At 57.2% G+C, this 22,469-nt stretch carries 20 protein-coding genes and 3 tRNA genes; 2 read left to right on the top strand and 21 right to left on the bottom strand.

What is annotated here, in order from left to right; genetic code table 11:
• Window positions 1–440: nicotinate-nucleotide diphosphorylase (locus tag AC1DSG_RS12920; protein WP_477791222.1), on the top strand; the 440-nt coding region annotated here is incomplete at its 5' end.
• An 82-nt stretch (window positions 441–522) separates the two neighbouring features.
• On the opposite strand, the gene AC1DSG_RS12915 is transcribed toward AC1DSG_RS12920, so the two are convergent.
• The 17 genes from AC1DSG_RS12915 to rlmE all read right to left on the bottom strand — a co-directional run bounded on the left by AC1DSG_RS12915 (window position 523) and on the right by rlmE (window position 16,588).
• A complete protein-coding gene (locus tag AC1DSG_RS12915) occupies window positions 523–828 on the bottom strand; it encodes a DUF6388 family protein (RefSeq protein ID WP_477791221.1) in 306 nt (101 codons plus the stop codon).
• A 250-nt stretch (window positions 829–1,078) separates the two neighbouring features.
• Window positions 1,079–1,154: transfer RNA gene (locus AC1DSG_RS12910), tRNA-Thr, on the bottom strand.
• Window positions 1,155–1,285: 131 nt separating this feature from the next.
• Window positions 1,286–3,391 carry a polyribonucleotide nucleotidyltransferase gene (gene pnp / locus AC1DSG_RS12905; protein WP_477791220.1) on the bottom strand — a complete coding sequence of 702 codons (2,106 nt, stop codon included), beginning with the start codon at window positions 3,389–3,391 and terminating at the stop codon, window positions 1,286–1,288.
• A gap of 195 nt (window positions 3,392–3,586) precedes the next feature.
• A complete protein-coding gene (gene rpsO / locus AC1DSG_RS12900) occupies window positions 3,587–3,856 on the bottom strand; it encodes a 30S ribosomal protein S15 (protein WP_003177875.1) in 270 nt (89 codons plus the stop codon).
• 117 nt (window positions 3,857–3,973) lie between these two features.
• Complete coding sequence (gene truB / locus AC1DSG_RS12895; protein WP_007942871.1) at window positions 3,974–4,891, bottom strand: tRNA pseudouridine(55) synthase TruB; 918 nt, start codon at window positions 4,889–4,891, stop codon at window positions 3,974–3,976.
• A gap of 3 nt (window positions 4,892–4,894) precedes the next feature.
• Window positions 4,895–5,296 (bottom strand): 30S ribosome-binding factor RbfA, encoded by a 402-nt coding sequence (rbfA, locus tag AC1DSG_RS12890; protein WP_007942872.1) that lies wholly within the window; start codon window positions 5,294–5,296, stop codon window positions 4,895–4,897.
• A 159-nt stretch (window positions 5,297–5,455) separates the two neighbouring features.
• On the bottom strand, window positions 5,456–7,987 hold the full coding sequence (infB, locus tag AC1DSG_RS12885) for a translation initiation factor IF-2 (RefSeq protein ID WP_477791219.1): 2,532 nt from the start codon (window positions 7,985–7,987) through the stop codon (window positions 5,456–5,458).
• A gap of 27 nt (window positions 7,988–8,014) precedes the next feature.
• Window positions 8,015–9,496 (bottom strand): transcription termination factor NusA, encoded by a 1,482-nt coding sequence (gene nusA / locus AC1DSG_RS12880; RefSeq protein WP_007942874.1) that lies wholly within the window; start codon window positions 9,494–9,496, stop codon window positions 8,015–8,017.
• Between the two features lie 47 nt (window positions 9,497–9,543).
• Window positions 9,544–10,002 (bottom strand): ribosome maturation factor RimP, encoded by a 459-nt coding sequence (gene rimP, locus AC1DSG_RS12875; protein ID WP_010463487.1) that lies wholly within the window; start codon window positions 10,000–10,002, stop codon window positions 9,544–9,546.
• A gap of 138 nt (window positions 10,003–10,140) precedes the next feature.
• Window positions 10,141–10,217: transfer RNA gene (locus tag AC1DSG_RS12870), tRNA-Met, on the bottom strand.
• 96 nt (window positions 10,218–10,313) lie between these two features.
• A tRNA-Leu gene (locus tag AC1DSG_RS12865) sits at window positions 10,314–10,399 on the bottom strand.
• A 22-nt stretch (window positions 10,400–10,421) separates the two neighbouring features.
• Entirely contained in the window at window positions 10,422–10,805 is a 384-nt protein-coding gene (gene secG / locus AC1DSG_RS12860) for a preprotein translocase subunit SecG (protein ID WP_477791218.1), read from the bottom strand.
• Window positions 10,806–10,809: 4 nt separating this feature from the next.
• Window positions 10,810–11,565, bottom strand: a complete 756-nt coding sequence (gene tpiA / locus AC1DSG_RS12855; protein WP_477791217.1) for a triose-phosphate isomerase — start codon at window positions 11,563–11,565, stop codon at window positions 10,810–10,812.
• A 66-nt stretch (window positions 11,566–11,631) separates the two neighbouring features.
• Complete coding sequence (gene glmM / locus AC1DSG_RS12850) at window positions 11,632–12,969, bottom strand: phosphoglucosamine mutase (protein ID WP_477791216.1); 1,338 nt, start codon at window positions 12,967–12,969, stop codon at window positions 11,632–11,634.
• A gap of 16 nt (window positions 12,970–12,985) precedes the next feature.
• A complete protein-coding gene (gene folP / locus AC1DSG_RS12845) occupies window positions 12,986–13,837 on the bottom strand; it encodes a dihydropteroate synthase (RefSeq protein ID WP_477791215.1) in 852 nt (283 codons plus the stop codon).
• Window positions 13,838–13,845: 8 nt separating this feature from the next.
• The gene (ftsH, locus tag AC1DSG_RS12840) at window positions 13,846–15,756 is read right to left on the bottom strand and encodes an ATP-dependent zinc metalloprotease FtsH (protein WP_477791214.1); all 1,911 of its coding nucleotides are present in this window, start codon (window positions 15,754–15,756) and stop codon (window positions 13,846–13,848) included.
• A 202-nt stretch (window positions 15,757–15,958) separates the two neighbouring features.
• Window positions 15,959–16,588, bottom strand: a complete 630-nt coding sequence (rlmE, locus tag AC1DSG_RS12835; protein ID WP_027924458.1) for a 23S rRNA (uridine(2552)-2'-O)-methyltransferase RlmE — start codon at window positions 16,586–16,588, stop codon at window positions 15,959–15,961.
• A 101-nt stretch (window positions 16,589–16,689) separates the two neighbouring features.
• Between rlmE and AC1DSG_RS12830 the strand changes: the two genes are divergently transcribed.
• A complete protein-coding gene (locus AC1DSG_RS12830; RefSeq protein WP_007942889.1) occupies window positions 16,690–16,998 on the top strand; it encodes a YhbY family RNA-binding protein in 309 nt (102 codons plus the stop codon).
• Window positions 16,999–17,007: 9 nt separating this feature from the next.
• On the opposite strand, the gene AC1DSG_RS12825 is transcribed toward AC1DSG_RS12830, so the two are convergent.
• The 4 genes from AC1DSG_RS12825 to carA all read right to left on the bottom strand — a co-directional run bounded on the left by AC1DSG_RS12825 (window position 17,008) and on the right by carA (window position 22,390).
• The gene (locus AC1DSG_RS12825) at window positions 17,008–17,412 is read right to left on the bottom strand and encodes an MFS transporter (RefSeq protein WP_477791213.1); all 405 of its coding nucleotides are present in this window, start codon (window positions 17,410–17,412) and stop codon (window positions 17,008–17,010) included.
• Window positions 17,413–17,440: 28 nt separating this feature from the next.
• Entirely contained in the window at window positions 17,441–17,917 is a 477-nt protein-coding gene (gene greA / locus AC1DSG_RS12820; protein ID WP_477791212.1) for a transcription elongation factor GreA, read from the bottom strand.
• Window positions 17,914–21,135 (bottom strand): carbamoyl-phosphate synthase large subunit, encoded by a 3,222-nt coding sequence (carB, locus tag AC1DSG_RS12815; RefSeq protein WP_477791211.1) that lies wholly within the window; start codon window positions 21,133–21,135, stop codon window positions 17,914–17,916. Before carB ends, greA begins: the two co-directional genes overlap by 4 nt.
• Window positions 21,136–21,253: 118 nt before the next feature.
• Complete coding sequence (gene carA / locus AC1DSG_RS12810) at window positions 21,254–22,390, bottom strand: glutamine-hydrolyzing carbamoyl-phosphate synthase small subunit (RefSeq protein WP_477791210.1); 1,137 nt, start codon at window positions 22,388–22,390, stop codon at window positions 21,254–21,256.
• Window positions 22,391–22,469: the final 79 nt, after the last annotated feature.

The following is a 22,469-nucleotide window of genomic DNA, read 5'->3' as shown; positions in this document are numbered from 1 at the left end:
GTAAAACCCTGCCCGGCCTGCGCCTGGCACAAAAGTACGCCGTCACTTGCGGCGGCTGCCACAACCACCGCATCGGCCTGTATGACGCCTTCCTGATCAAGGAAAACCATATTGCCGCCAGCGGTGGCATCCCTGAAGCCATTAACGCCGCGCACAAGATTGCCCCGGGCAAACCGGTGGAGATCGAAGTGGAAAGCCTGAGCGAGCTCAAAGAGGCTCTGGCGGCGGGTGCTGACATCATCATGCTCGATGAACTGAGCCTGGATGACATGCGCGAAGCCGTGCGTCTGAACGCAGGCAAGGCCAAACTGGAAGCGAGCGGTGGAATCAATGAAAGTACGCTGCTACCAGTCGCCGAAACCGGGGTCGATTACATTTCGATTGGCGCGATGACCAAGGACGTGAAGGCTATCGATTTGTCGATGCGGCTCAGCCTTTAAACGCAGCTACGAGCGGCAAGCTCCAAGTTTCAAGCAGTTTTGCTTTAACTTGGAGCTTACCGCTTGAAACTCGAAGCTGCTCTCAAACCACCAGATTGTTCATCTCGCAATACTCTTCCCRCTCGACACCCAGCACCTCGGCCGCCTCCTTGTGCAGTACCAGGCGCGCAGCCTCGAACTCTTCCGGGGTGGAGGTGTACTTGAGGGTCAATTCCCACGGCTGCAAGCCCTGGGCTTCGGCCTCGTCCTCGAACGCCCATTGAATCTGGTCTTTCTGATCGTCGGCCGGCAGGTCCTTGATCTCTTCGGCAAGCTGGGGCGAATCCAGCAAGTACTTCTTGAGCGCTTCTTCGTGTCTGGCTTCTTGGGTCAATTCTTTAACGGTCATGTCGTTCTCGCTGATCTGGGGAATGGAAGATGGATCTGGATCATCAAGGATCTCTCTGACGCAAAAAACCGGTTGAAGCCCGGTTTGTCTGGCCTTCAGAACCATTCGGGGATCATCTGAAAACTGCAAAGTGGTACGTGTACAAGCACCGAATATAGGACGTTTGGTTGACGATTTATATGGACTTTTACATCAATTCGACAAAAAACGCTGGAAGGGCTTTTAGCAGAAAGGTGAAACCATAGTGGAATGGTGCCCGAGACAGGAATCGAACCTGCGACCTTCGCGTTACGAGTGCGCTGCTCTACCAACTGAGCTACACGGGCAGTGGGCTAAACCTAGCACCGGGTTTCCGGGCCGGCAACTTCATGCCCCGTTCCACAGACAAAAAAATGCCCCGCAGCTTTCACTGCGGGGCATTTTTTATAACGTTGAAGCGGTCAGGCGTGGGGAGTGATTAAACGCCCGATGCCTTGGCTGCTGCTACGTCTTTGATGGACAGCTTGATACGGCCGCGGTTGTCCACGTCCAGTACCAGTACTTCCACTTCCTGGCCTTCTTTCAGGATGTCGGTCACTTTCTCTACGCGAGCGTCGCTCAACATCGAGATGTGAACCAGACCGTCYTTGCCTGGCAGGATGTTGACGAATGCGCCGAAGTCGACGATGCGTTCAACCTTACCAACGTAGATCTTGCCGATTTCAGCTTCAGCAGTGATACCCAGAACGCGCTGACGTGCCGCTTCAGCCGCTTCCTTGGTTTCGCCGAAGATCTTGATCGAACCGTCGTCTTCGATGTCGATCGAAGCCTTGGTCTCTTCACAGATCGCACGAATGGTCGCGCCGCCTTTACCGATAACATCACGGATTTTGTCGGTGTCGATTTTCATCGCGATCATGGTCGGAGCGTTTTCCGACAGTTCGGTACGCGACTGGCCAATGATCTGGTTCATCTGACCGAGGATGTTCAGGCGCGCTTCCAGGGCTTGGCCCAGAGCGATTTCCATGATTTCTTCGGTGATGCCTTTGATCTTGATGTCCATCTGCAGCGCGGTAACACCTTTGGCGGTACCGGCTACTTTGAAGTCCATGTCGCCCAGGTGGTCTTCGTCACCCAGGATGTCGGTCAGAACAGCGAACTTCTCGCCTTCTTTAACCAGACCCATGGCGATACCGGCAACCGGTGCCTTCATCGGAACGCCGGCGTCCATCAGGGCCAGGGAAGCGCCGCAGACCGAAGCCATGGAGCTCGAACCGTTGGACTCGGTGATTTCCGATACAACACGGATGGTGTACGGGAACACGTCAGCGGCAGGCAGCATGGCTGAAATCGAACGACGGGCCAGACGGCCGTGACCGATTTCGCGACGACCAGCGCCACCCATGCGACCACACTCACCTACCGAGAACGGTGGGAAGTTGTAGTGCAGCATGAACGGGTCTTTTTTCTCGCCTTCCAGGGTGTCCAGCAGTTGTGCGTCACGGGCAGTACCCAGTGTTGCAACAACCAGAGCCTGGGTTTCGCCACGGGTGAACAGAGCCGAACCGTGGGTCTTTGGCAGAACACCGACTTCAATGTTCAGAGGACGTACGGTCTTGGTGTCGCGGCCGTCGATACGTGGCTTGCCGTTTACGATGTTTTCGCGAACGGTGCGGTATTCGATTTCGCCGAAAGCAGCTTTGACTTCGCTGGAAGAAGGCTGACCTTCTTCACCGGACAGCTTGGCAACCACCTGGTCTTTCAGTTCGCCCAGACGAGCGTAACGGTCGGCCTTGATGGTGATGGTGTAAGCCTGGGAGATCGCGTCGCCGAACTCGGCACGGATAGCGCCCAGCAGAGCGGTCGCTTCTGGCTGTGGAGCCCAGGTCCAGGTCGGCTTGGCTGCTTCGGCGGCCAGTTCTTTAACGGCGTTGATCACCACCTGGAACTCGTCGTGAGCAAACAGTACCGCGCCCAGCATCTGGTCTTCGGTCAGCTCTTTGGCTTCCGATTCAACCATCAACACGGCTTCCGACGTACCGGCAACGACCATGTCCAGGCTGGAAGCTTTCTGTTGTTCGTAAGTCGGGTTCAGCAGGTAACCGGTGCTTTCGTGGAACGCAACGCGGGCAGCGCCGATCGGGCCATCGAAAGGAATGCCAGAGATGGCCAGTGCAGCCGAGGTACCGATCATCGCAGCGATGTCCGGATCGGTCTTCTTGCTGGTGGAAACGACGGTGCAGACAACCTGCACTTCGTTCATGAAGCCTTCTGGGAACAGCGGACGGATCGGACGGTCGATCAGTCGGGAAGTCAGGGTTTCTTTCTCGGAAGGACGGCCTTCGCGCTTGAAGAAACCGCCAGGGATCTTACCGGCAGCGTAAGTTTTTTCCTGGTAGTGAACGGACAGAGGGAAAAAGCCCTTGCCTGGATCCGCTTGCTTGGCACCAACGACAGTCACCAATACGCTGACGTCGTCGTCAACGGTGACCAATACTGCGCCGGAGGCCTGACGGGCGATACGGCCAGTCTCGAGGGTAACGGTCGACTGACCGAACTGGAATTTTTTGATTACCGGGTTCACGGTGTCCTACCTTCTTTTGTGGCTCTTGGGGAACTTGTCTTCTTGCGAAATTCTTGGGCAATGTCGGGAATCGGCCCAACGCCTGTCCAGGGTAAAACGTATATCCAGATAAAACTTGAGGCTGGGAGCCTGCCATGCGCCAGCGGGAAACCCACTGACGCGCGACAGACAACCAACCTCTAGCGCAATCGCTTATTAGCGACGCAGACCCAGGCGACCGATCAGAGTCTGATAACGACCCAGATCCTTGCCTTTCAGGTAGTCCAGCAGCTTACGGCGCTGGTTTACCATGCGGATCAGACCACGACGGGAGTGGTGATCTTTACCGTTGGCCTTGAAGTGACCTTGCAGCTTGTTGATGTTGTGGGTCAGCAGTGCAACTTGCACTTCTGGCGAACCAGTGTCACCAACAGCTTGCTGGTAGTCAGCTACGATTTGAGCTTTTTCTTGAACGTCGAGAGCCATGAGGCAATCCTTTTATCAGGAAACTGTTTCAGAAAAACAGCTTCAACAGGCCAGGGACAAATCCCTGTATCTAAAAATGAGTAGTGACCGTGCCTGTTAACAGCCACCCTCGTCCGGTCATTCTGACCGAATCAGTCGACGTGGCGCGATGCGCCCGTCTTCGCTCACTTCACCGATACCGATGAAGCGACCGTTGTGATCCTGTACCCGTACCATGCCGAACTTCGGTGCATCCGGGGCTCGAACCGGTTGGCCGTTAAGCCAGTAGAACGAGCTGTGCTCCGAGAACTGCAACAGTGGCCAATCCAGCAGGCCGCTGTCCGATGGCATCAGGAAGCGATCAACCGCTTCATTGCCGCCTTCGGCATGTACCGCTTCCAGCTCTTCAAGCGTGACTGTCTGCGCCAGCGTGAAAGGCCCGGCCTGGGTACGTCGCAGTTCAGCAACGTAAGCGCCACAACCGAGTTTCTCACCAATATCCTCCACCAGGGTGCGGATATAGGTGCCTTTGCTGCAATCCACCGCAAGCCGCGCAGTATCACCTTCAAAGGCCAGCAATTCCAAGCGCGCAATAGTAACAGAACGCGGTTCGCGCTCCACTACTTCGCCTGCACGGGCCAGCTTGTACAGCGGCTGACCATCACGCTTGAGCGCCGAGTACATCGGCGGTATCTGACTGATTTGCCCACGAAAACCGGGTAAAACAGCTTCGACATCGGCGCGACCAACGGTCACCGGGCGTTCCTGCAAAACTTCACCCTCGGCATCGGCCGTGGTGGTGGTCTTGCCCAGTTGCGCCAGGGTTTCATAGGCCTTGTCGGAATCGAGCAGGTATTGCGAAAACTTGGTGGCTTCACCAAAGCACAACGGCAACACGCCGGTGGCCAGCGGATCAAGACTGCCGGTGTGCCCGGCCTTCTCGGCGTTCAACAACCAGCGAACCTTCTGCAACGCGGCGTTGGAGGTGAACCCCAGCGGCTTGTCGAGCAGGATGATGCCGCTGACGTTACGACGGATACGTTTGACCTGAGCCACCGATTACTCCTTGGCGTCTTCGGGTTCAGCGGCTACCGGGTGCTGATTGTCTTCAGCCACCGCACGCTCGATCAGGGCCGACAGGTGCGCGCCACGCACGACGCTTTCGTCGTAGTGGAAGTGCAACTGAGGAACGCTGCGCAACTTCATTTCGCGGGCCAACTGCATACGCAGGAAACCAGCGGCGGAGTTGAGCACCTTGATGCTTTGTGCGATGTCTTCGGCGTTGTCCTGACCCATCACGGTGATGAAGATCTTGGCGTGACCGACGTCACGGCTGACTTCAACAGCGGTAATGGTGACCAGGCCGACGCGCGGGTCTTTGACTTCACGACGGATCAGCTGTGCCAGCTCACGCTGCATCTGATCGCCGATACGTTGGGTACGGCTGTATTCTTTTGCCATGTCTTGTTACCTGTTACTGCCCCACGGTGAAACCCGAGGGGTCTGAAAGCGGCAAACGCCCGGCCTGACAAAAGCCAGACCGGGCGTTGCGTTTAGAGTCCTGACGCCGTGCCGCGCACTTGCATGCGGCGGCTCGCCGTGGCCCTTGAAGTGCGCGAGTCAGAGGCTGCGAGCAACCTGAACCTTCTCGTAAACTTCGATCTTGTCGCCAGGTTTGACGTCGTTGTAGCTCTTGACGCCAATACCGCATTCCATGCCGGCACGTACTTCGGAAGCGTCATCCTTGAAGCGGCGCAGGGATTCCAGCTCGCCTTCGAAGATAACGATGTCTTCACGCAGTACACGGATTGGACGGTTACGGTGAACAACACCTTCGATAACCATGCAACCGGCGATCGCGCCAAACTTCGGCGAACGGAACACGTCACGCACTTCAGCGATACCCAGGATGTTCTCGCGAACATCGCTGCCCAGCATACCGGTGAGGGCTTTCTTGACGTCTTCGATGATGTCGTAGATCACGTTGTAGTAACGCATATCCAGACCTTCCTGCTCGACGATCTTGCGAGCGCCAGCATCGGCACGCACGTTGAAGCCGAACAGTACAGCGTTGGAGGCCAGTGCCAGGTTAGCGTCGGATTCGGTGATACCACCGACACCGCCACCAACAACACGCACTTGCACTTCGTCGTTACCCAGGCCGTTCAAGGCACCGTTCAACGCTTCCAGCGAACCACGGACGTCGGATTTGAGGACGATGTTGAGCGTCTTCTTCTCTGCCTGACCCATGTTTTCGAAGATGTTTTCCAGCTTGCCGGCGTGAGCACGGGCCAGCTTGACTTCGCGGAACTTGCCTTGACGGAACAGAGCCACTTCACGGGCTTTCTTCTCGTCCGACAGCACGCTCATCTCATCGCCAGCGTCCGGAGTACCGTCCAGGCCGAGGATCTCGACAGGGATGGAAGGACCGGCTTCTTTGATTGGCTTGCCGTTCTCGTCGAGCATGGCACGTACACGGCCATAGTTCGAACCGACCAGGACCATGTCGCCTTGGCGCAGGGTACCGTCTTGAACCAGAACGGTAGCTACCGGGCCACGACCTTTGTCGAGACGCGATTCAACCACAACGCCACGGCCAGGGGCCGAAGGTGTTGCTTTAAGTTCGAGAACTTCGGCTTGCAGCAGAACAGCTTCGAGCAACTCGTCCACGCCAGTACCGACTTTCGCCGAAACCGATACGAACGGGGTGTCGCCGCCCCACTCTTCCGAGGTCACGCCGTGAACCGACAGTTCGCTACGGATGCGATCGAGATCTGCGCCCGGCTTGTCGATTTTGTTCACTGCAACAACCAGTGGAACACCGGCAGCCTTGGCGTGCTGAACGGCTTCAATGGTCTGCGGCATCACGCCGTCGTCCGCTGCAACTACCAGGATCACGATGTCGGTCGCCTTGGCACCACGAGCACGCATTGCGGTAAACGCGGCGTGACCCGGGGTGTCGAGGAAAGTGACCATGCCGCGATCAGTTTCAACGTGGTACGCACCGATGTGCTGGGTGATACCGCCGGCTTCGCCAGCAGCTACCTTGGCACGACGGATGTAGTCGAGCAGCGAGGTTTTACCGTGGTCAACGTGGCCCATTACGGTCACAACCGGTGCACGGGAGAACGTCTCACCTTCAAACTTCAGGGACTCGGCCAGGGAATCTTCCAGGGCGGTGTCGCTGACCAGGGTCACTTTGTGGCCCAGCTCTTCGGCTACCAGCTGAGCAGTTTCCTGATCCAGTACCTGGTTGATGGTCGCTGGAGTACCCAGTTTGAACATGAACTTGATGATTTCAGCAGCCTTGACCGACATCTGATTGGCGAGATCGCCAACAGTGATGGTCTCGCCAATCTGCACATCACGCACGACAGGGCCGGTTGGGCTCTGGAAACCGTGGGCGTTGCGTTTCTTCAGCTTGGCCTTGCCGCGACCACCACGACGGAAGCCATCGCTTTCTTCGTCGGTAGTACGTGGCGCAACACGTGGCGCAGGCGCTTTCTCTTTGACCGAAGCACGATGCGGAGCGTTTTTGCGCTCTCCATCGCCACCGCCGCTGCGACGATTGTTATCGTCGGCACGTGGTTTGTCCGGACGGCGCTGCTCGTTCTGCTTGTTGCGAACGTCAGCAGACGGTGCTGGTGCAGCCGCTACAACCGGCGCGCTTTCACGCACAGGTTCGGCAACTGCAGCAGGCGCAGCAACAGCGCCGGAAGTAGCCGATTGCGCAGCAGCAGGCTGGCGACGCGCTTCTTCTTCGGCGCGACGCTTGGCTTCTTCTTCAGCCTTCTGACGAGCAGCGTTTTCTACTGCGCGACGTTCATCCAGTTCGCGTTTGCGCTCGGCTTCGATTTCTTCCGGGCTGCGCTGTACGAAAACTTTCTTTTTACGGACTTCAACGCTGATGCTTTTGCTGCCAGCAACACGCAGGGTGCTGGTGGTTTTACGCTGCAGCGTGATCTTGCGTGGTTCTTCCACTTTCGCCTTGTGGCTGCTTTTCAAATGAGTCAGCAACGATTGCTTCTCACTGTCAGTCACATTTTCTTCGGCGGCGGTATGCGGCAGACCTGCCTCACGCATCTGCTGCAACAGGCGCTCTACCGGTGTTTTGACCTCATCGGCCAGTTGTTTCACCGTGACTTGCGTCATGCACTTCTCTCCTCAGGCCGCGCCTAATTACTCGAACCAGTGGGCTCGGGCGGCCATGATCAACTTGCCGGCACGATCATCGTCAATGCCGTCGATGTCGAGCAGGTCGTCAATAGACTGCTCGGCCAGGTCTTCGCGGGTAATTACGCCGCGCACCGCCAGTTCCATCGCCAAATCCTTGTCCATACCCTCAAGCGAGAGCAGGTCTTCGGCCGGATGGGCGTCTGCCAGCTTTTCCTCAGTAGCGATGGCTTTGGTCAACAAACGATCCTTGGCACGAGCGCGAAGCTCGTTGACGGTTTCTTCGTCAAAGCCGTCGATGTTGAGCATTTCTTCCAACGGTACGTAGGCAATCTCTTCCAGGCTGGTGAAGCCTTCATCTACCAGCACCTGTGCCAGGTCTTCATCGACTTCCAGCTCGTCGATGAAGTTGCGCAGGATGTCGCCGGTTTCTGCTTGCTGCTTAGCCTGGATGTCCGATTCGGTCATCACGTTCAGGGTCCAGCCAGTCAATTGGCTAGCCAGACGCACGTTCTGACCACCGCGACCAATGGCCTGAGCCAGATTGTCTGCGCCAACGGCGATGTCCATTGCATGGGCATCTTCGTCAACGATAATTGCCGCCACTTCAGCCGGCGACATTGCATTGATTACAAACTGAGCCGGGTTATCGTCCCACAGGACGATATCCACACGCTCACCGCCCAACTCACCCGACACTGCCTGGACGCGCGAACCGCGCATACCGATGCAAGCGCCCTGCGGGTCGATGCGTTTGTCCTTGGAGCGGACCGCGATCTTGGCGCGCGAACCCGGGTCACGGGACGCAGCCATTACTTCGATCAGGCCTTCAGCGATTTCCGGCACTTCGATGCGGAACAACTCGATAAGCATTTCCGGCGCGGTACGCGACAGGATCAACTGCGGGCCGCGGTTCTCGGTGCGGATTTCCTTGAGCAGCGCACGCAGACGCACGCCGACACGGAAGGTTTCGCGGGAAATGATGTCTTCACGAGCCAGCAACGCTTCAGCGTTGTTGCCCAGATCGACGATCACGTTGTCGCGGGTCACTTTCTTCACGGTGCCGGAGATGATTTCCCCCAGGCGCTCGCGATAGGCGTCAACGACTTGAGCGCGCTCGGCTTCACGAACTTTTTGCACGATGACTTGCTTGGCAGTCTGTGCAGCGATACGGCCGAACTCGATGGATTCAATTTTTTCTTCGACTACATCGCCAACCTTGGAACCTGGATGCGTTTCGGCAACCTTGCTCGGCCAGGTTTCAATGGCCGGATCGTCCAGATCTGCTTCTTCGACGACCGTCCAGCGACGAAATGTCTCGTAAGCACCGGTGTGGCGATTGATTTCCACACGCAGATCGACTTCGTCCTCGAAACGCTTTTTGGTAGCAGTGGCCAGAGCCAGCTCCAGCGCTTCAAAAATTACGTTTGCCGGTACGCCCTTTTCATTGGATACCGACTCAACAACCAGCAGTACTTCTTTGCTCATCGTACGCCTCGCCTTTCGCAAGCCATTGGATCCGCGGGATCCGCGTCTCAGTCAAAACTGGGAATAATGTTGGCCTTGTCGATCATATCGATCGGCAACAGAAATTCATGGTCTTCAACCTGCACCACGACGTCCTGCTCTTCTACACCACGCAGAAGGCCCTGAAAGTTGCGTCGTCCTTCAAAGGGCGAGCGCAGCTTGATCTTCACTTGTTCACCGGCAAATTTTGCAAACTGCTCAATAGTGAACAGCGGGCGTTCCATGCCAGGCGAGGAAACCTCAAGGGTATATTCAACGGCGATAGGATCTTCAACATCCAGGACACCGCTGATCTGACGGCTGACAATGGCACAATCGTCCACCAGCACGCCGCCCTCTTTATCGATATAAACGCGCAACATCGAGTGACGACCCTGAGCCGAAAACTCGATACCCCAGCATTCATAGCCCAGGGCCACGACCACCGGGGCCAACAAGGCCTGCAACTCTTCTAGCTTGCTCGACACCTGAACCCCCTCGTGCATGTATGTGCATGCTATGCAAAATAAAAAAATGGGCGAAACGCCCATCCTTGAAACGCCGTCGAACAGCGGCGTAGAAAGTGTCCAGCTAACAAAAAGCCCCTTAAAAGGGGCTCCTTAAACTGGTTGCGGGGGCCGGATTTGAACCGACGACCTTCGGGTTATGAGCCCGACGAGCTACCAGACTGCTCCACCCCGCGACAAAGCTGGGGCGGAAGTATACGACCGATCCCTGACAGGGTCAATGTAACCTTCCACCTACAAGAAAGCCCGCAACAGCGGGCTCTCCTGATAATTGGTACCGAGAAGGGGACTCGAACCCCTACACCCTATGGGCACAACCACCTCAAGGTTGCGTGTCTACCAATTCCACCACCTCGGCAATACTACGTTTGAAACCCTTCTTACTTTTGCTCTTGAGCTGGAGGTACGTCAGTCGCTGGATTAGCCGACTTTTGCTCTTGAAGCACCGGGACATCATCAGAAGCCGGTTGCTGCTTTGGAACTTCCAACACCGCTGGATTTGGGAGACCTACTTGAGTCAGCTGGTGAGCTTTCTCTTTAGCAAAGTAACCTAACCCCAAGCTGGTTATGAAAAAACCTGCGGCAAGTATAGCAGTAAACTTACTAAGAAAGGTAGAGGAACCTTGGCTTCCGAACACAGTATTTGAAGCACCTGCTCCGAAAGACGCGCCAGCATCCGCACCTTTACCCTGCTGCAGCAATACCAGAGCAACTACGCCCAATGYACCCAGCAGATGAAAAACGACTACGACTGTTTCCAGCATTTTTTCAGTTTCCCGCGGCGCGACAGATCGCACCGAACTCATCTGCATTCAGGGAAGCTCCACCAATGAGCCCCCCATCGATATCCGGCATGCCGAACAGTTCGACCGCATTGGCCGCCTTCACGCTGCCGCCGTATAGAAGCCGCACACCTTGTGCGACTTCAGAATTCTCTGCCGCCAACTGAGCGCGAATGGCTGCATGCACATCCTGCGCCTGTTGCGGCGAAGCAGTCAGCCCGGTACCAATGGCCCAGACCGGCTCGTAAGCAATTACTGCATTTGCAAAAGCACCGACACCCAGCTCCTCTATGATACTGCCCAGCTGACGCCCGACAACCTCAAGAGTTTTCCCGGCTTCGCGCTGCTCAAGGGTTTCCCCTACACACAACACCGGAATCAAGCCACATGCCTGTGCCGCTGCGAACTTGCGAATCAGCATCTCGTCTCGCTCGCCCATTATCTGGCGGCGCTCAGAGTGCCCGACAAGCACCAGGGAACAGCCTGCATCCACCAACTGACTCGGCGCAACCTCACCGGTCAATGCGCCCTGCCCGGATTCCACCGCAGAGTTCTGCGCGCCGACCGAAATCGACTTTCCTTCCAAACCATCAATCACTTGATTGATATGCAAGCAAGGCGGGAATACCGCTACATCAACACCGCTCGGCAAGGCCAGATGACTAAGGCCGTTGATCAGCTCAGCGACGCTGGCGCGGGTACCGTGCATCTTCCAGTTACCAGCTACCATAGGGCGACGCATGCTGTACCTCGTCGGTCAAAGTGGGCGCAGATGTTACCCAACACAATCGTGGCTGGCAAGCCGAATTCAGGCAGAAACTTCAGTAACCAGTTTTGCCAGCTCTTCGGCGTAACCGCGAACCTGTGTTTCGTCCTCGCCTTCGACCATGACACGCACCAATGGCTCTGTCCCGGACTTGCGCAAGAGCACACGACCACGACCCGCCATTGCCTTGGTGACGCGATCGCTGGCCTCCTTGACCGATGGATGCTCGAGCGGATTCGCACCACCACCAAATCGGACATTGATCAGCACCTGCGGGCACTTGCGAAGCGCCTGACGAGCCTGCGCCAGACCTTCTGAACGCCTTTTCAGCGCCATCAGAACCTGCAATGCCGCGATGATCGCATCACCAGTAGTCGTGTGGTTAAAGCAGACGATATGCCCCGAGTTCTCACCACCCACCAACCAGTTACGCTCAAGCAAGTCAGCGATGACATACCGATCGCCAACGTTGGCGCGCACAAATGGAATCGACAGATCAGCCAGGGCCAGCTCCAGCCCCAGGTTACTCATCAGCGTACCGACCACACCACCTTGCAGCACGTCTCGCTCATGCAGATCGCGGGCGATGATGTAAAGCAGCTCGTCCCCGTCAACAATGGCGCCCGTATGATCGACCATCAGGACGCGATCGCCATCACCATCGAATGCGATACCCAAATCGGCATGTTCGGCCAATACGGCAGCCTGCAATTGACCCATATGGGTCGAACCGCAATTGTCATTGATGTTCAGGCCGTTAGGCTGAGCGGACAGTACAACGACTTCAGCGCCCAACTCACGGAACACACTCGGGGCAACCTTGTAGGTTGCCCCGTGAGCGCAGTCGATGACGATCTTCAGGCCCGCGAAGCTGGTACTGGTCGGGACGCTGCTTTTGCAGAATTCAATATAACGGCCAGAGGCGTCGTTGATACGTGACACTTTACCGATCTTGCTCGACTCAACCACGGTCATCGGCGTATCAAGCAACTCTTCAATCATCAACTCGACTTCATCCGGAAGCTTGGTGCCCTTTCCGGAGAAGAACTTGATGCCATTGTCATCGTGAGGATTGTGCGAGGCACTGATCACGATGCCAGCTTCGGCATGAAAGGTGCGCGTCAGGTAGGCGATTGCCGGTGTAGGCATCGGGCCCAGCAGCATCACGTCAGCGCCTGCCGACGTCAGACCGGCCTCGAGTGCCGACTCGAACATGTAACCAGAGATTCGGGTGTCTTTGCCTACCAGCACCTTGCAGGCGCCCATCTTGCGAAACGCCATGCCCGCAGCCCAGCCGAGCTTGAGCATGAAATCAGGAGTGATCGGGTATTCACCGACCCGGCCACGAATACCGTCGGTGCCAAAGTATTTTTTACTCATAAGTGCTCCATCATTTTTATTCGGCTGATTCCACTGCGGCGATCATCCGCACCACATCCACTGTTTCGGCTACATCATGGACGCGCAATATACGCGCCCCATTGGCCGAAGCCAGCGCTGCGAGCGCCAGACCACCGTACAGACGCTCCCCAACCGGGCGATTCAAGGCCTGACCAATCATGCTCTTTCGCGAAACCCCGACCAGCAGAGGCCGCCCCAAGGCATGCAAGGCCTTCATGTGCTTAAACAAGCTTAGATTGTGCTGCAAGGTTTTCGCGAAGCCAAAACCCGGATCAAGAATAATCCGCTCCGAGGGGATTCCCGCCGATGCGCACTGAACCATGCGCTCGGCGAGAAACTCGCCAACCTCTTTAGTGACGTCCTGGTAGTGCGGATTGTCCTGCATGTCGCCCGGCTCACCGAGCATATGCATCAGGCACACGGGTAGCCCGGTGGCTGCCGCAGCATCCAGGGCACCGTCTCGACGTAGCGAGCGCACATCATTGATCAAGCCAGCACCCAACCGCGCAGTCTCGCGCATAACCGCTGGCGTGGAGGTATCGACAGAAATAATCACATCCAGTTCGCGATTGATACGCTCAACGATAGGCGCTACGCGCTCCAGCTCCTCAAGCGGAGAAACCGCCCGGGCACCTGGACGGGTTGACTCGCCACCGACATCAATCAACGTCGCGCCTGCCGCTACCATCGACTCGGCATGGCGCAGAGCCGCATCGAGCTGGCTGTATCGGCCGCCATCAGAAAAGGAATCAGGAGTGACATTGAGAATGCCCATGACATGCGTCTGGGCCAAATCAAGAACCCGGTTGCCGCAAGGCAACCGGGTCGAGGACTGAACAAAAGTCATTTCAAACCTTATACGTCAGCAGCGGGACCGCCGATCGGTGTTTCCGGACGCTCATCCTGCACCACCGGAGGTGTCCCGGACGTACCGGTACCGCCTGACCAGTCACGAGGTTCGCGAGGAGCACGACCCGCCATGATGTCATCGATCTGATCAGCATCAATCGTCTCGTATTTCATCAAGGCATCCGCCATGGCATCAAGCTTGTCGCGGTTATCCGTGAGAATCTGCTTGGCCGTGCCGTAGCACTGATCAATGATGCTGCGTACTTCGGAGTCGATCAGCTTGGCCGTCTCACCAGAGAAGCTTGCGCTCTGACCACCGCCGCCGCGACCGAGAAACACTTCACCTTCCTCTTCGGCATACATCAACGGACCGAGTTTTTCCGACAAGCCCCACTTGGTCACCATGTTCCGCGCAATCTGGCTGGCACGCATGATGTCGTTGGAGGCACCCGTGGTGACGCCATCGAAGCCCAAGGTCATCTCTTCAGCAATTCGGCCGCCGTACAGCGAGCAGATCTGACTGATCAGCGCACGCTTGGACAGGCTGTAACGATCTTCTTCCGGCAGGAACATGGTCACACCCAACGCACGACCGCGCGGGATGATCGAGACCTTGTAAACCGGGTCATGCTCTGGCACGACGCGACCAACGATAGCGTGACCGGCTTCGTGATAAGCGGTGTTCTGCTTTTCTTTCTCGGACATGACCATGGATTTGCGCTCGGCGCCCATCATGATCTTGTCTTTCGCCAGTTCGAACTCTTTCATTTCGACGATGCGCTTGCCGGCACGGGCTGCGAACAAGGAGGCCTCGTTCACCAGGTTAGCCAGGTCAGCACCGGAGAAACCAGGTGTACCGCGAGCGATCACTGCCGGAGCGACGTCGTCACCCATTGGCACTTTGCGCATGTGAACCTTGAGAATCTGTTCGCGACCACGAATGTCTGGCAGACCCACCACAACCTGACGGTCGAAACGGCCTGGACGCAGCAATGCCGGGTCCAATACGTCTGGACGGTTGGTTGCAGCGATAACGATGATGCCGTCATTCATTTCGAAGCCGTCCATCTCTACCAGCAACTGGTTGAGAGTCTGCTCGCGCTCATCGTGACCGCCGCCCATGCCGGCGCCACGGTGGCGACCAACGGCGTCGATTTCATCGATGAAGATGATGCATGGCGCGTGTTTCTTGGCCTGCTCGAACATGTCGCGAACACGGCTGGCACCGACACCGACAAACATTTCAACGAAGTCGGAACCGGAGATGGTGAAAAACGGCACTTTCGCTTCGCCGGCAATCGCCTTGGCCAGCAAGGTTTTACCAGTACCCGGAGGGYCGACCATCAGCACGCCGCGAGGAATACGACCGCCCAGGCGCTGGAACTTGCCCGGATCCCGGAGGAACTCGACCAGTTCGCCGACTTCTTCCTTGGCTTCGTCGCAACCCGCAACATCAGCCAAGGTCGTTTTCACCTGATCTTCAGAGAGCAGGCGTGCCTTGCTCTTGCCGAAGCTCATCGGTCCGCCTTTGCCGCCTGCTCCGCCCTGCATCTGCCGCATGAAGAACATGAACACGGCGATGATCACCAGGATCGGGAAGCTTGCGACCAGGAGTTGAGTCCAGATGCTTTGCTGTTCAGGCTGCTTGCCTTCGACTACGACGTGGTTGTCCACGAGGTCGCCGATCAGACCGTTGTCCTGGATTGCCGGACGGATGGTCTTGAAGCTGTCACCATCGGTGCGTTTACCGGTGATCACGTAGCCGTCAACCGCTACGCGTTCAACCTTGCCATCCTTGACCTGTTGGATGAAGTCGGAATAGTTGAGGGTCTGCGGCTCGTTAGGGCTGGAGAAGTTGTTCATCACTGTCACCAGGACAGCCGCGATGATCAACCACAGGATCAGATTCTTTGCCATATCGTTCAATTAACTACCCTCTGAAGCAAGCTCCGCTAATGGCGCGCGCTTCGCATGATATTCACCGGCCTAACTTACTACATTACCTACGGCTCTGGCAGGCGCCGTCTGTAACCCTTTGTGAAACACTTTCTACACAATATTCGCAAATGCTCACGGGGCGAAATACGAAAATCCTATCGCCCCGCCAAAAAACCTCGTTTTACTCACTACGCCCGCGGTAACCCCAAGCCAGCATGTATTGCTCGCGGGAACTGCCGCGAGAAGAGTCTGGCTTGATCATCTGGATCTTGTCGAATTTCCGACGAGTATCCTTCAGGTAAACATCAAACCCTTCGCCCTGAAAAATCTTGATCACGAAATTACCACCCGGCTTGAGTATCCGTTCCGCCAAATCAAGCGCCAGCTCGCAAAGAAACATGGCTTTTGGCATGTCCACTTCAGGCGTACCACTCATATTGGGGGCCATATCGGAAATCACAAGGTCCACCTGCGAATTACCCACAGCTTCAAGGATCCGCGCAAGCACTTCGTCCTCGGTGAAGTCACCCTGGATGAAAGTCACGTCCGGAATGCTGTCCATTTCCAGAATGTCCGAGGCGATCAGACGCCCCTCACCACCGATCAGACGGCTAGTCACCTGCGACCAACCCCCGGGCGCCGCACCCAGGTCGACAACGCTCATGCCGGGACGGATCAGCTTGTATTTCTCCTGGACCTCCAGAAGTTTGTAACTCGCACGCGAGCGGTAGCCATCCTTCTGCGCCTGCTTCACATAGGGATCGTTGACATGTCTTTTCAGCCAACCAAGGCTTGTCTTGGAACGCGCCATTGGGCACCTCGATRATAAGGGTCGTGATTAGTTGGGCGGATCCACGAGCCCTCGGGTAAAATGGCCGCCATTTTACAGAATCCAGACGAAAGGGTCAGATTATGCCGCTCACTCAAGAGCAGAAGAAACAGTACAAATCCATTGGCCACCATCTGAAACCAGTTTTGATTGTGGCTGACAACGGTTTGACTGAAGGTGTGTTAGCCGAACTTGAACGCGCTTTGGCGGATCACGAGCTGATTAAAATCAAGCTCAACATCCTCGATCGCGAATCGCGCCTGGCGTCCATTGCAGAACTCTGCAAGGTCGGCAAAGCGGATCTGGTTCAGGTCATCGGCAAGATGGCACTGATTTACCGCAAGAACTTCAGCGTCAACAAGCAGCTGTCGAACGTCCATCGCTTCAAGTGATGGCAAGGGTCAAGGGTGTGCTTCGCGCACCCTGCCGCTCCTCCCCGGCACCGGCTGCAACACCAGCACCAACCCGGAAAAGCCCAGAACAAGATAGCTGAACACCTGCAAACGCACCGCATCCGGCCAGCCGAAGCGCACCGCGAAAAACATCGCGCACGCATACAACGCCATCAGCAGCAACTGCCCGCGAATATCGCGCCATAGACTGGCAAGGCCCTCGGCCTGTACCAGCACCAAAGCCTGAAAAATTACGCACGCTGTGGCAAATCCCACCATCAGCGCATTCAGCATGCCTGCAATTTCGTCGATCAGCAGCGGCGCCAGACCTATTCGGCCCAACGCCGGCGCCAGACCGATGTGTACCAGCCACAGACCGCCAACCCACAACATCTGAGCCAGCTGCCAAACCATAGCGCCCGCACGTAGCGGGCGCAGGCCTTTAGATATGGCGAACTTCGACAATCTCGTACTCGATGACGCCGCTCGGCGTTTTGACGGCAACCACGTCACCCTCTTCCTTGGCTATCAAGGCGCGGGCAAGTGGCGAACCGACAGAAATTTTGCCGAGTTTGAAATCAGCCTCGTCCTCACCCACGATGTGATAAGTGACGCGCTCATCCGACTCAACGTTGGCGATTTCAACGGTGGTACCGAAAATCACTTTGCCGGTGTGAGGAATGGTCGTGACGTCGATGATGACCTGATTCTGAATCCGGCCTTCAATGTCACGAATCCGCGCCTCGACCATCCCCTGCTGCTCACGAGCAGCGTGGTATTCGGCGTTTTCCTTCAAGTCACCCAATTCGCGGGCCGTCCCGATGTCCTGGCTGAGCTTGGGACGGACGACCTTGGTCAGGTGAGCGTGTTCTTCTTCCAGGGCTTTCGCGCCCTGGACGGTCATTGGGTATTTGATCATGCCTTCAATCCTGCGTGTAGATCCTGCAAGCGGCGCACGGTCTTCTCGGGACCGAACTTCAGCGCTTCGCAGATGGCTTCGCCAGCAGCAATAGTCGTGGTGCAGTAGATTTTGTGCTGCAAGGCATTACGACGAATGGAGTACGAGTCAGCGATCGACTGACGACCTTCGGTGGTGTTGATGATCAGGGTGACTTCGTCATTCTTGATCATGTCGACCACGTGCGGACGACCTTCGGTCACCTTGTTCACACGGCGCACTTTCAGGCCAGCAGCCTCGATCAGCTTGGCAGTACCGGCAGTGGCAACCACTTCGAAACCCAAGTTGATCAGATCACGGGCCACGCCTGCAACCAATGGCTTGTCGTCGTCACGCACGCTGATGAACGCGGTACCGCCAGTCGGCAGCACTTCGCTGGCGCCCATCTGGGCCTTGGCGAATGCTTCGCCGAAGGTGTCGCCCACGCCCATCACCTCACCGGTGGACTTCATCTCTGGGCCCAGGATCGGGTCCACGCCAGGGAATTTGGCGAATGGGAACACCGCCTCTTTCACGCTGTAGAAGTTCGGGATGATTTCTTTGGTGAAGCCGATTTCTTTCAGGGTTTTGCCGGCCATCACGCGAGCCGCGATCATCGCCAGGGAAACACCGATGCACTTCGACACGAACGGAACGGTACGGGAAGCGCGCGGGTTGACTTCGATGACGTAGATGTCTTCGCCTTGCAGCGCCAACTGAACGTTCATCAGGCCGACCACGCCCAGTTCCAGGGCCATTTTCTTGACCTGTTCGCGCATCTCGTCCTGGATGTGTACAGGCAACGAGTACGGCGGCAGGGAGCACGCGGAGTCACCGGAGTGAACGCCTGCCTGCTCAATGTGCTGCATGATCGCGCCGATCACCACGTCGGTGCCGTCGCAGACTGCATCCACGTCCATTTCGATGGCGCAGTTGAGGAAGTGGTCGAGCAGCACCGGGCTGTCGTTTGACACTTTCACCGCGTCACGCAGATAGCGCTTCAGCTCTTCTTCTTCGTAAACGATTTCCATCGCGCGGCCGCCCAGTACGTAGGACGGACGAACCACCAGCGGGTAACCGATCTTGGCGGCAGCACGAATCGCTTCGTCTTCGCTGCGCACGGTAGCGTTTGGCGGCTGACGCAGGTTCAGGCGCTCAACCATTTGCTGGAAACGCTCACGGTCTTCGGCACGATCGATGGCATCAGGGCTGGTGCCGATGATTGGTACGCCGGCTTCTTCCAGTGCACGCGCCAGTTTCAACGGGGTTTGGCCGCCGTACTGGACGATCACGCCCTTCGGCTTCTCGACGCGGACGATTTCCAGCACGTCTTCCAGGGTCACTGGTTCGAAGTAAAGGCGATCGGAGGTGTCGTAGTCGGTGGAAACGGTTTCCGGGTTGCAGTTGACCATGATGGTCTCGTAACCATCTTCGCGCAGCGCCAGTGCCGCGTGTACGCAGCAGTAGTCGAACTCGATGCCCTGGCCGATACGGTTTGGACCGCCGCCGAGGATCATGATCTTGTCACGGCCCGACGGCGCGGCTTCACACTCTTCCTCGTACGTCGAGTAAAGGTAAGCGGTGTCAGTGGCGAACTCGGCCGCGCAGGTGTCAACGCGCTTGTAGACCGGGAAGATTTCCAGCTTGTGACGGTGGCGACGCAGAGCCTTCTCGGTCACGCCCAGCAGCTTGGCCAGACGCATGTCGGAGAAGCCTTTGCGCTTGAGGCGGAACATCAAGTCGTGGTCGATGCTGGCCAGACCCAGGGTCTTGACCTTCTCTTCTTCCTTGATCAGATCTTCGATCTGCACCAGGAACCACGGGTCGATCATGTTCATGCCGAAGATATCTTCGACCGACAGACCGGCGCGGAAGGCATCAGCCACGTACCAGATACGCTCGGCACCCGGCACGGTCAGTTCGCGCTTGAGCACGCTCATGCTTTCCGGGTTGCTCAGGTCGAGCTTCTCGTCCAGGCCGCAAACCCCCACTTCCAGCCCACGCAGGGCTTTCTGCAGGGATTCCTGGAAGGTCCGGCCGATGGCCATGACTTCACCGACCGACTTCATTTGAGTGGTCAGGCGCGCGTCGGCTTTCGGAAACTTCTCGAAGGCAAAACGTGGCAGCTTGGTCACGACGTAGTCGATGGACGGCTCGAAGGACGCAGGAGTAGCGCCGCCGGTAATTTCGTTCGACAGTTCGTCCAAGGTGTAGCCGATCGCCAGCTTGGCAGCGATACGCGCAATCGGGAAACCCGTGGCTTTCGAGGCCAGTGCCGAAGAGCGGGATACACGCGGGTTCATCTCGATCACGACCATACGGCCAGTGTCGGGGCAGATGCCAAACTGAACGTTGGAGCCGCCGGTTTCCACGCCGATCTCACGCAGTACCGCCAACGAGGCGTTACGCATGATCTGGTATTCCTTGTCCGTCAGGGTCTGTGCCGGCGCAACGGTGATCGAGTCACCGGTGTGCACGCCCATCGGGTCAAAGTTTTCGATGGAGCAGACGATGATGCAGTTGTCCTTCTTATCGCGGACAACCTCCATCTCGTACTCTTTCCAGCCGATCAGGGATTCGTCGATCAGCAGCTCTTTGGTTGGAGACAGGTCCAGACCACGAGCGCAGATTTCCTCGAATTCTTCACGGTTGTAAGCGATACCGCCACCGGTGCCGCCCATGGTGAAGGACGGACGGATGATGCACGGGAAGCCCAGGCGCTCAAGAACCGCGTTGGCCTCTTCCATGCTGTGGGCGATACCCGAACGCGGGCAGTCCAGGCCGATGGATTTCATCGCCTTGTCGAAGCGCGAACGGTCTTCAGCCTTGTCGATGGTGTCAGCGTTGGCGCCGATCATTTCTACGCCGAACTTCTCCAGAACGCCTTCGCGCTCCAGGTCCAGTGCACAGTTCAGAGCGGTCTGGCCGCCCATGGTTGGCAACAGCGCGTCCGGACGCTCTTTTTCGATGATCTTGGCAACGGTCTGCCACTTGATCGGCTCGATGTAGGTGGCGTCGGCCATGTCCGGATCGGTCATGATGGTGGCTGGGTTGGAGTTCACCAGGATGACGCGGTAACCCTCTTCGCGCAGGGCTTTACAGGCCTGGGCGCCGGAGTAGTCGAATTCGCAGGCCTGGCCGATAACGATCGGGCCAGCGCCGAGAATCAGGATGCTTTTAATGTCTGTACGTTTTGGCATGGGTTTGTCACTCAAATCCGCAGGTCAGTCGGCAAGCCGTCTTGTTCAATCTTTGAAGCCTTGAGGGGGCCGCCGGTGTCGGGACCGCCCTCAAGCTTTGCACCATCAAGGCGAGCGATCAGCGTCGCTTGGCCATCTCGTTGATGAAGCGATCGAACAATGGCGCTACGTCGTTCGGGCCAGGGCTGGCTTCCGGGTGACCCTGGAAGCTGAAGGCGCTCTTGTCAGTACGCTCGATGCCTTGCAGGGTGCCGTCGAACAGCGATTTGTGGATCGCGCGAACGTTGGCGGGCAAGGTCGCTTCGTCTACCGCAAAACCGTGGTTCTGGCTGGTGATCATCACGACACCGCTGTCCAGATCCTGGACCGGGTGGTTGGCACCGTGGTGGCCGTGGCCCATTTTCAGGGTCTTGGCGCCGGAGGCCAGTGCCAGCAGCTGGTGACCGAGGCAGATGCCGAATACCGGAATTTCGGTTTCCAGCACGTCCTTGATCGCCTGGATCGCGTAGTCACAAGGCTCCGGGTCGCCAGGGCCGTTGGACAGGAACACACCATCCGGCTTCAGAGCCAGCACATCGGCAGCAGGCGTTTGCGCAGGCACCACGGTCACGCGGCAACCGCGCTCGACCAGCATGCGCAGGATGTTCAGCTTGACGCCGTAGTCGTAGGCGACCACGTGGTACGGCAACTCGGAAGCGTCGATGGTCGCGTGGCTGTCGGTTTTCAGATCCCAGACAGTCGAGCGCCATTCGTACTGCTCTTTGGTGCTGACGATTTTTGCCAGGTCCATGCCCTTGAGGCCAGGGAAACCCTGCGCGGCGGCGATGGCGGCGGCTTCGGAAATATTGTCACCGGCCATGATGCAGCCGTTCTGTGCGCCTTTTTCACGCAGGATGCGCGTCAGGCGGCGGGTGTCGATACCGGCGATAGCCACAACGTTGTTGGCTTTCAGGTAATCGGACAGAGACATAGTGTTACGCCAGTTGCTCGCAACCAGTGGCAGGTCACGGATGACCAGGCCAGCAGACCAGACGCGGTCGGATTCGGCGTCTTCCGGCGTGGTGCCGGTGTTGCCGATATGCGGATAAGTCAGGGTAACAATCTGTTGGGCGTAGGAAGGATCGGTAAGGATTTCCTGATAGCCGGTCATTGCGGTGTTAAACACCACCTCACCAACGGTTTGACCGTCGGCTCCAATGGCTTCGCCGCGAAAAATGCTGCCATCAGCAAGGGCGAGTATGGCTGGCTTAGTCAAGAAGACCTCCCGTAAATAAAGCCTGAAAGGGCGATCGCAGGTTGTAAAAAAGCGGAGTGACGTATGGACACGTCACCCC

It is taken from the genome of Pseudomonas sp. P5_A12 (assembly GCF_056400685.1).
Note: the sequence above shows the minus strand (reverse complement) of the source record. Positions and strands in the feature narration are given on the sequence as shown.

Excerpts from the sequence above, each read along its gene's own strand:
- rpsO (WP_003177875.1), bottom strand. The coding sequence starts at position 3,856 with ATGGCTCTCGACGTTCAAGAAAAAGCTCAAATCGTAGCTGACTACCAG.
- rbfA (WP_007942872.1), bottom strand. The coding sequence starts at position 5,296 with ATGGCAAAAGAATACAGCCGTACCCAACGTATCGGCGATCAGATGCAG.
- infB (WP_477791219.1), bottom strand. The coding sequence starts at position 7,987 with ATGACGCAAGTCACGGTGAAACAACTGGCCGATGAGGTCAAAACACCG.
- nusA (WP_007942874.1), bottom strand. The coding sequence starts at position 9,496 with ATGAGCAAAGAAGTACTGCTGGTTGTTGAGTCGGTATCCAATGAAAAG.
- tpiA (WP_477791217.1), bottom strand. The coding sequence starts at position 11,565 with ATGCGTCGCCCTATGGTAGCTGGTAACTGGAAGATGCACGGTACCCGC.
- glmM (WP_477791216.1), bottom strand. The coding sequence starts at position 12,969 with ATGAGTAAAAAATACTTTGGCACCGACGGTATTCGTGGCCGGGTCGGT.
- folP (WP_477791215.1), bottom strand. The coding sequence starts at position 13,837 with ATGACTTTTGTTCAGTCCTCGACCCGGTTGCCTTGCGGCAACCGGGTT.
- rlmE (WP_027924458.1), bottom strand. The coding sequence starts at position 16,588 with ATGGCGCGTTCCAAGACAAGCCTTGGTTGGCTGAAAAGACATGTCAAC.
- AC1DSG_RS12830 (WP_007942889.1), top strand. The coding sequence starts at position 16,690 with ATGCCGCTCACTCAAGAGCAGAAGAAACAGTACAAATCCATTGGCCAC.
- AC1DSG_RS12825 (WP_477791213.1), bottom strand. The coding sequence starts at position 17,412 with ATGGTTTGGCAGCTGGCTCAGATGTTGTGGGTTGGCGGTCTGTGGCTG.
- greA (WP_477791212.1), bottom strand. The coding sequence starts at position 17,917 with ATGATCAAATACCCAATGACCGTCCAGGGCGCGAAAGCCCTGGAAGAA.
- carB (WP_477791211.1), bottom strand. The coding sequence starts at position 21,135 with ATGCCAAAACGTACAGACATTAAAAGCATCCTGATTCTCGGCGCTGGC.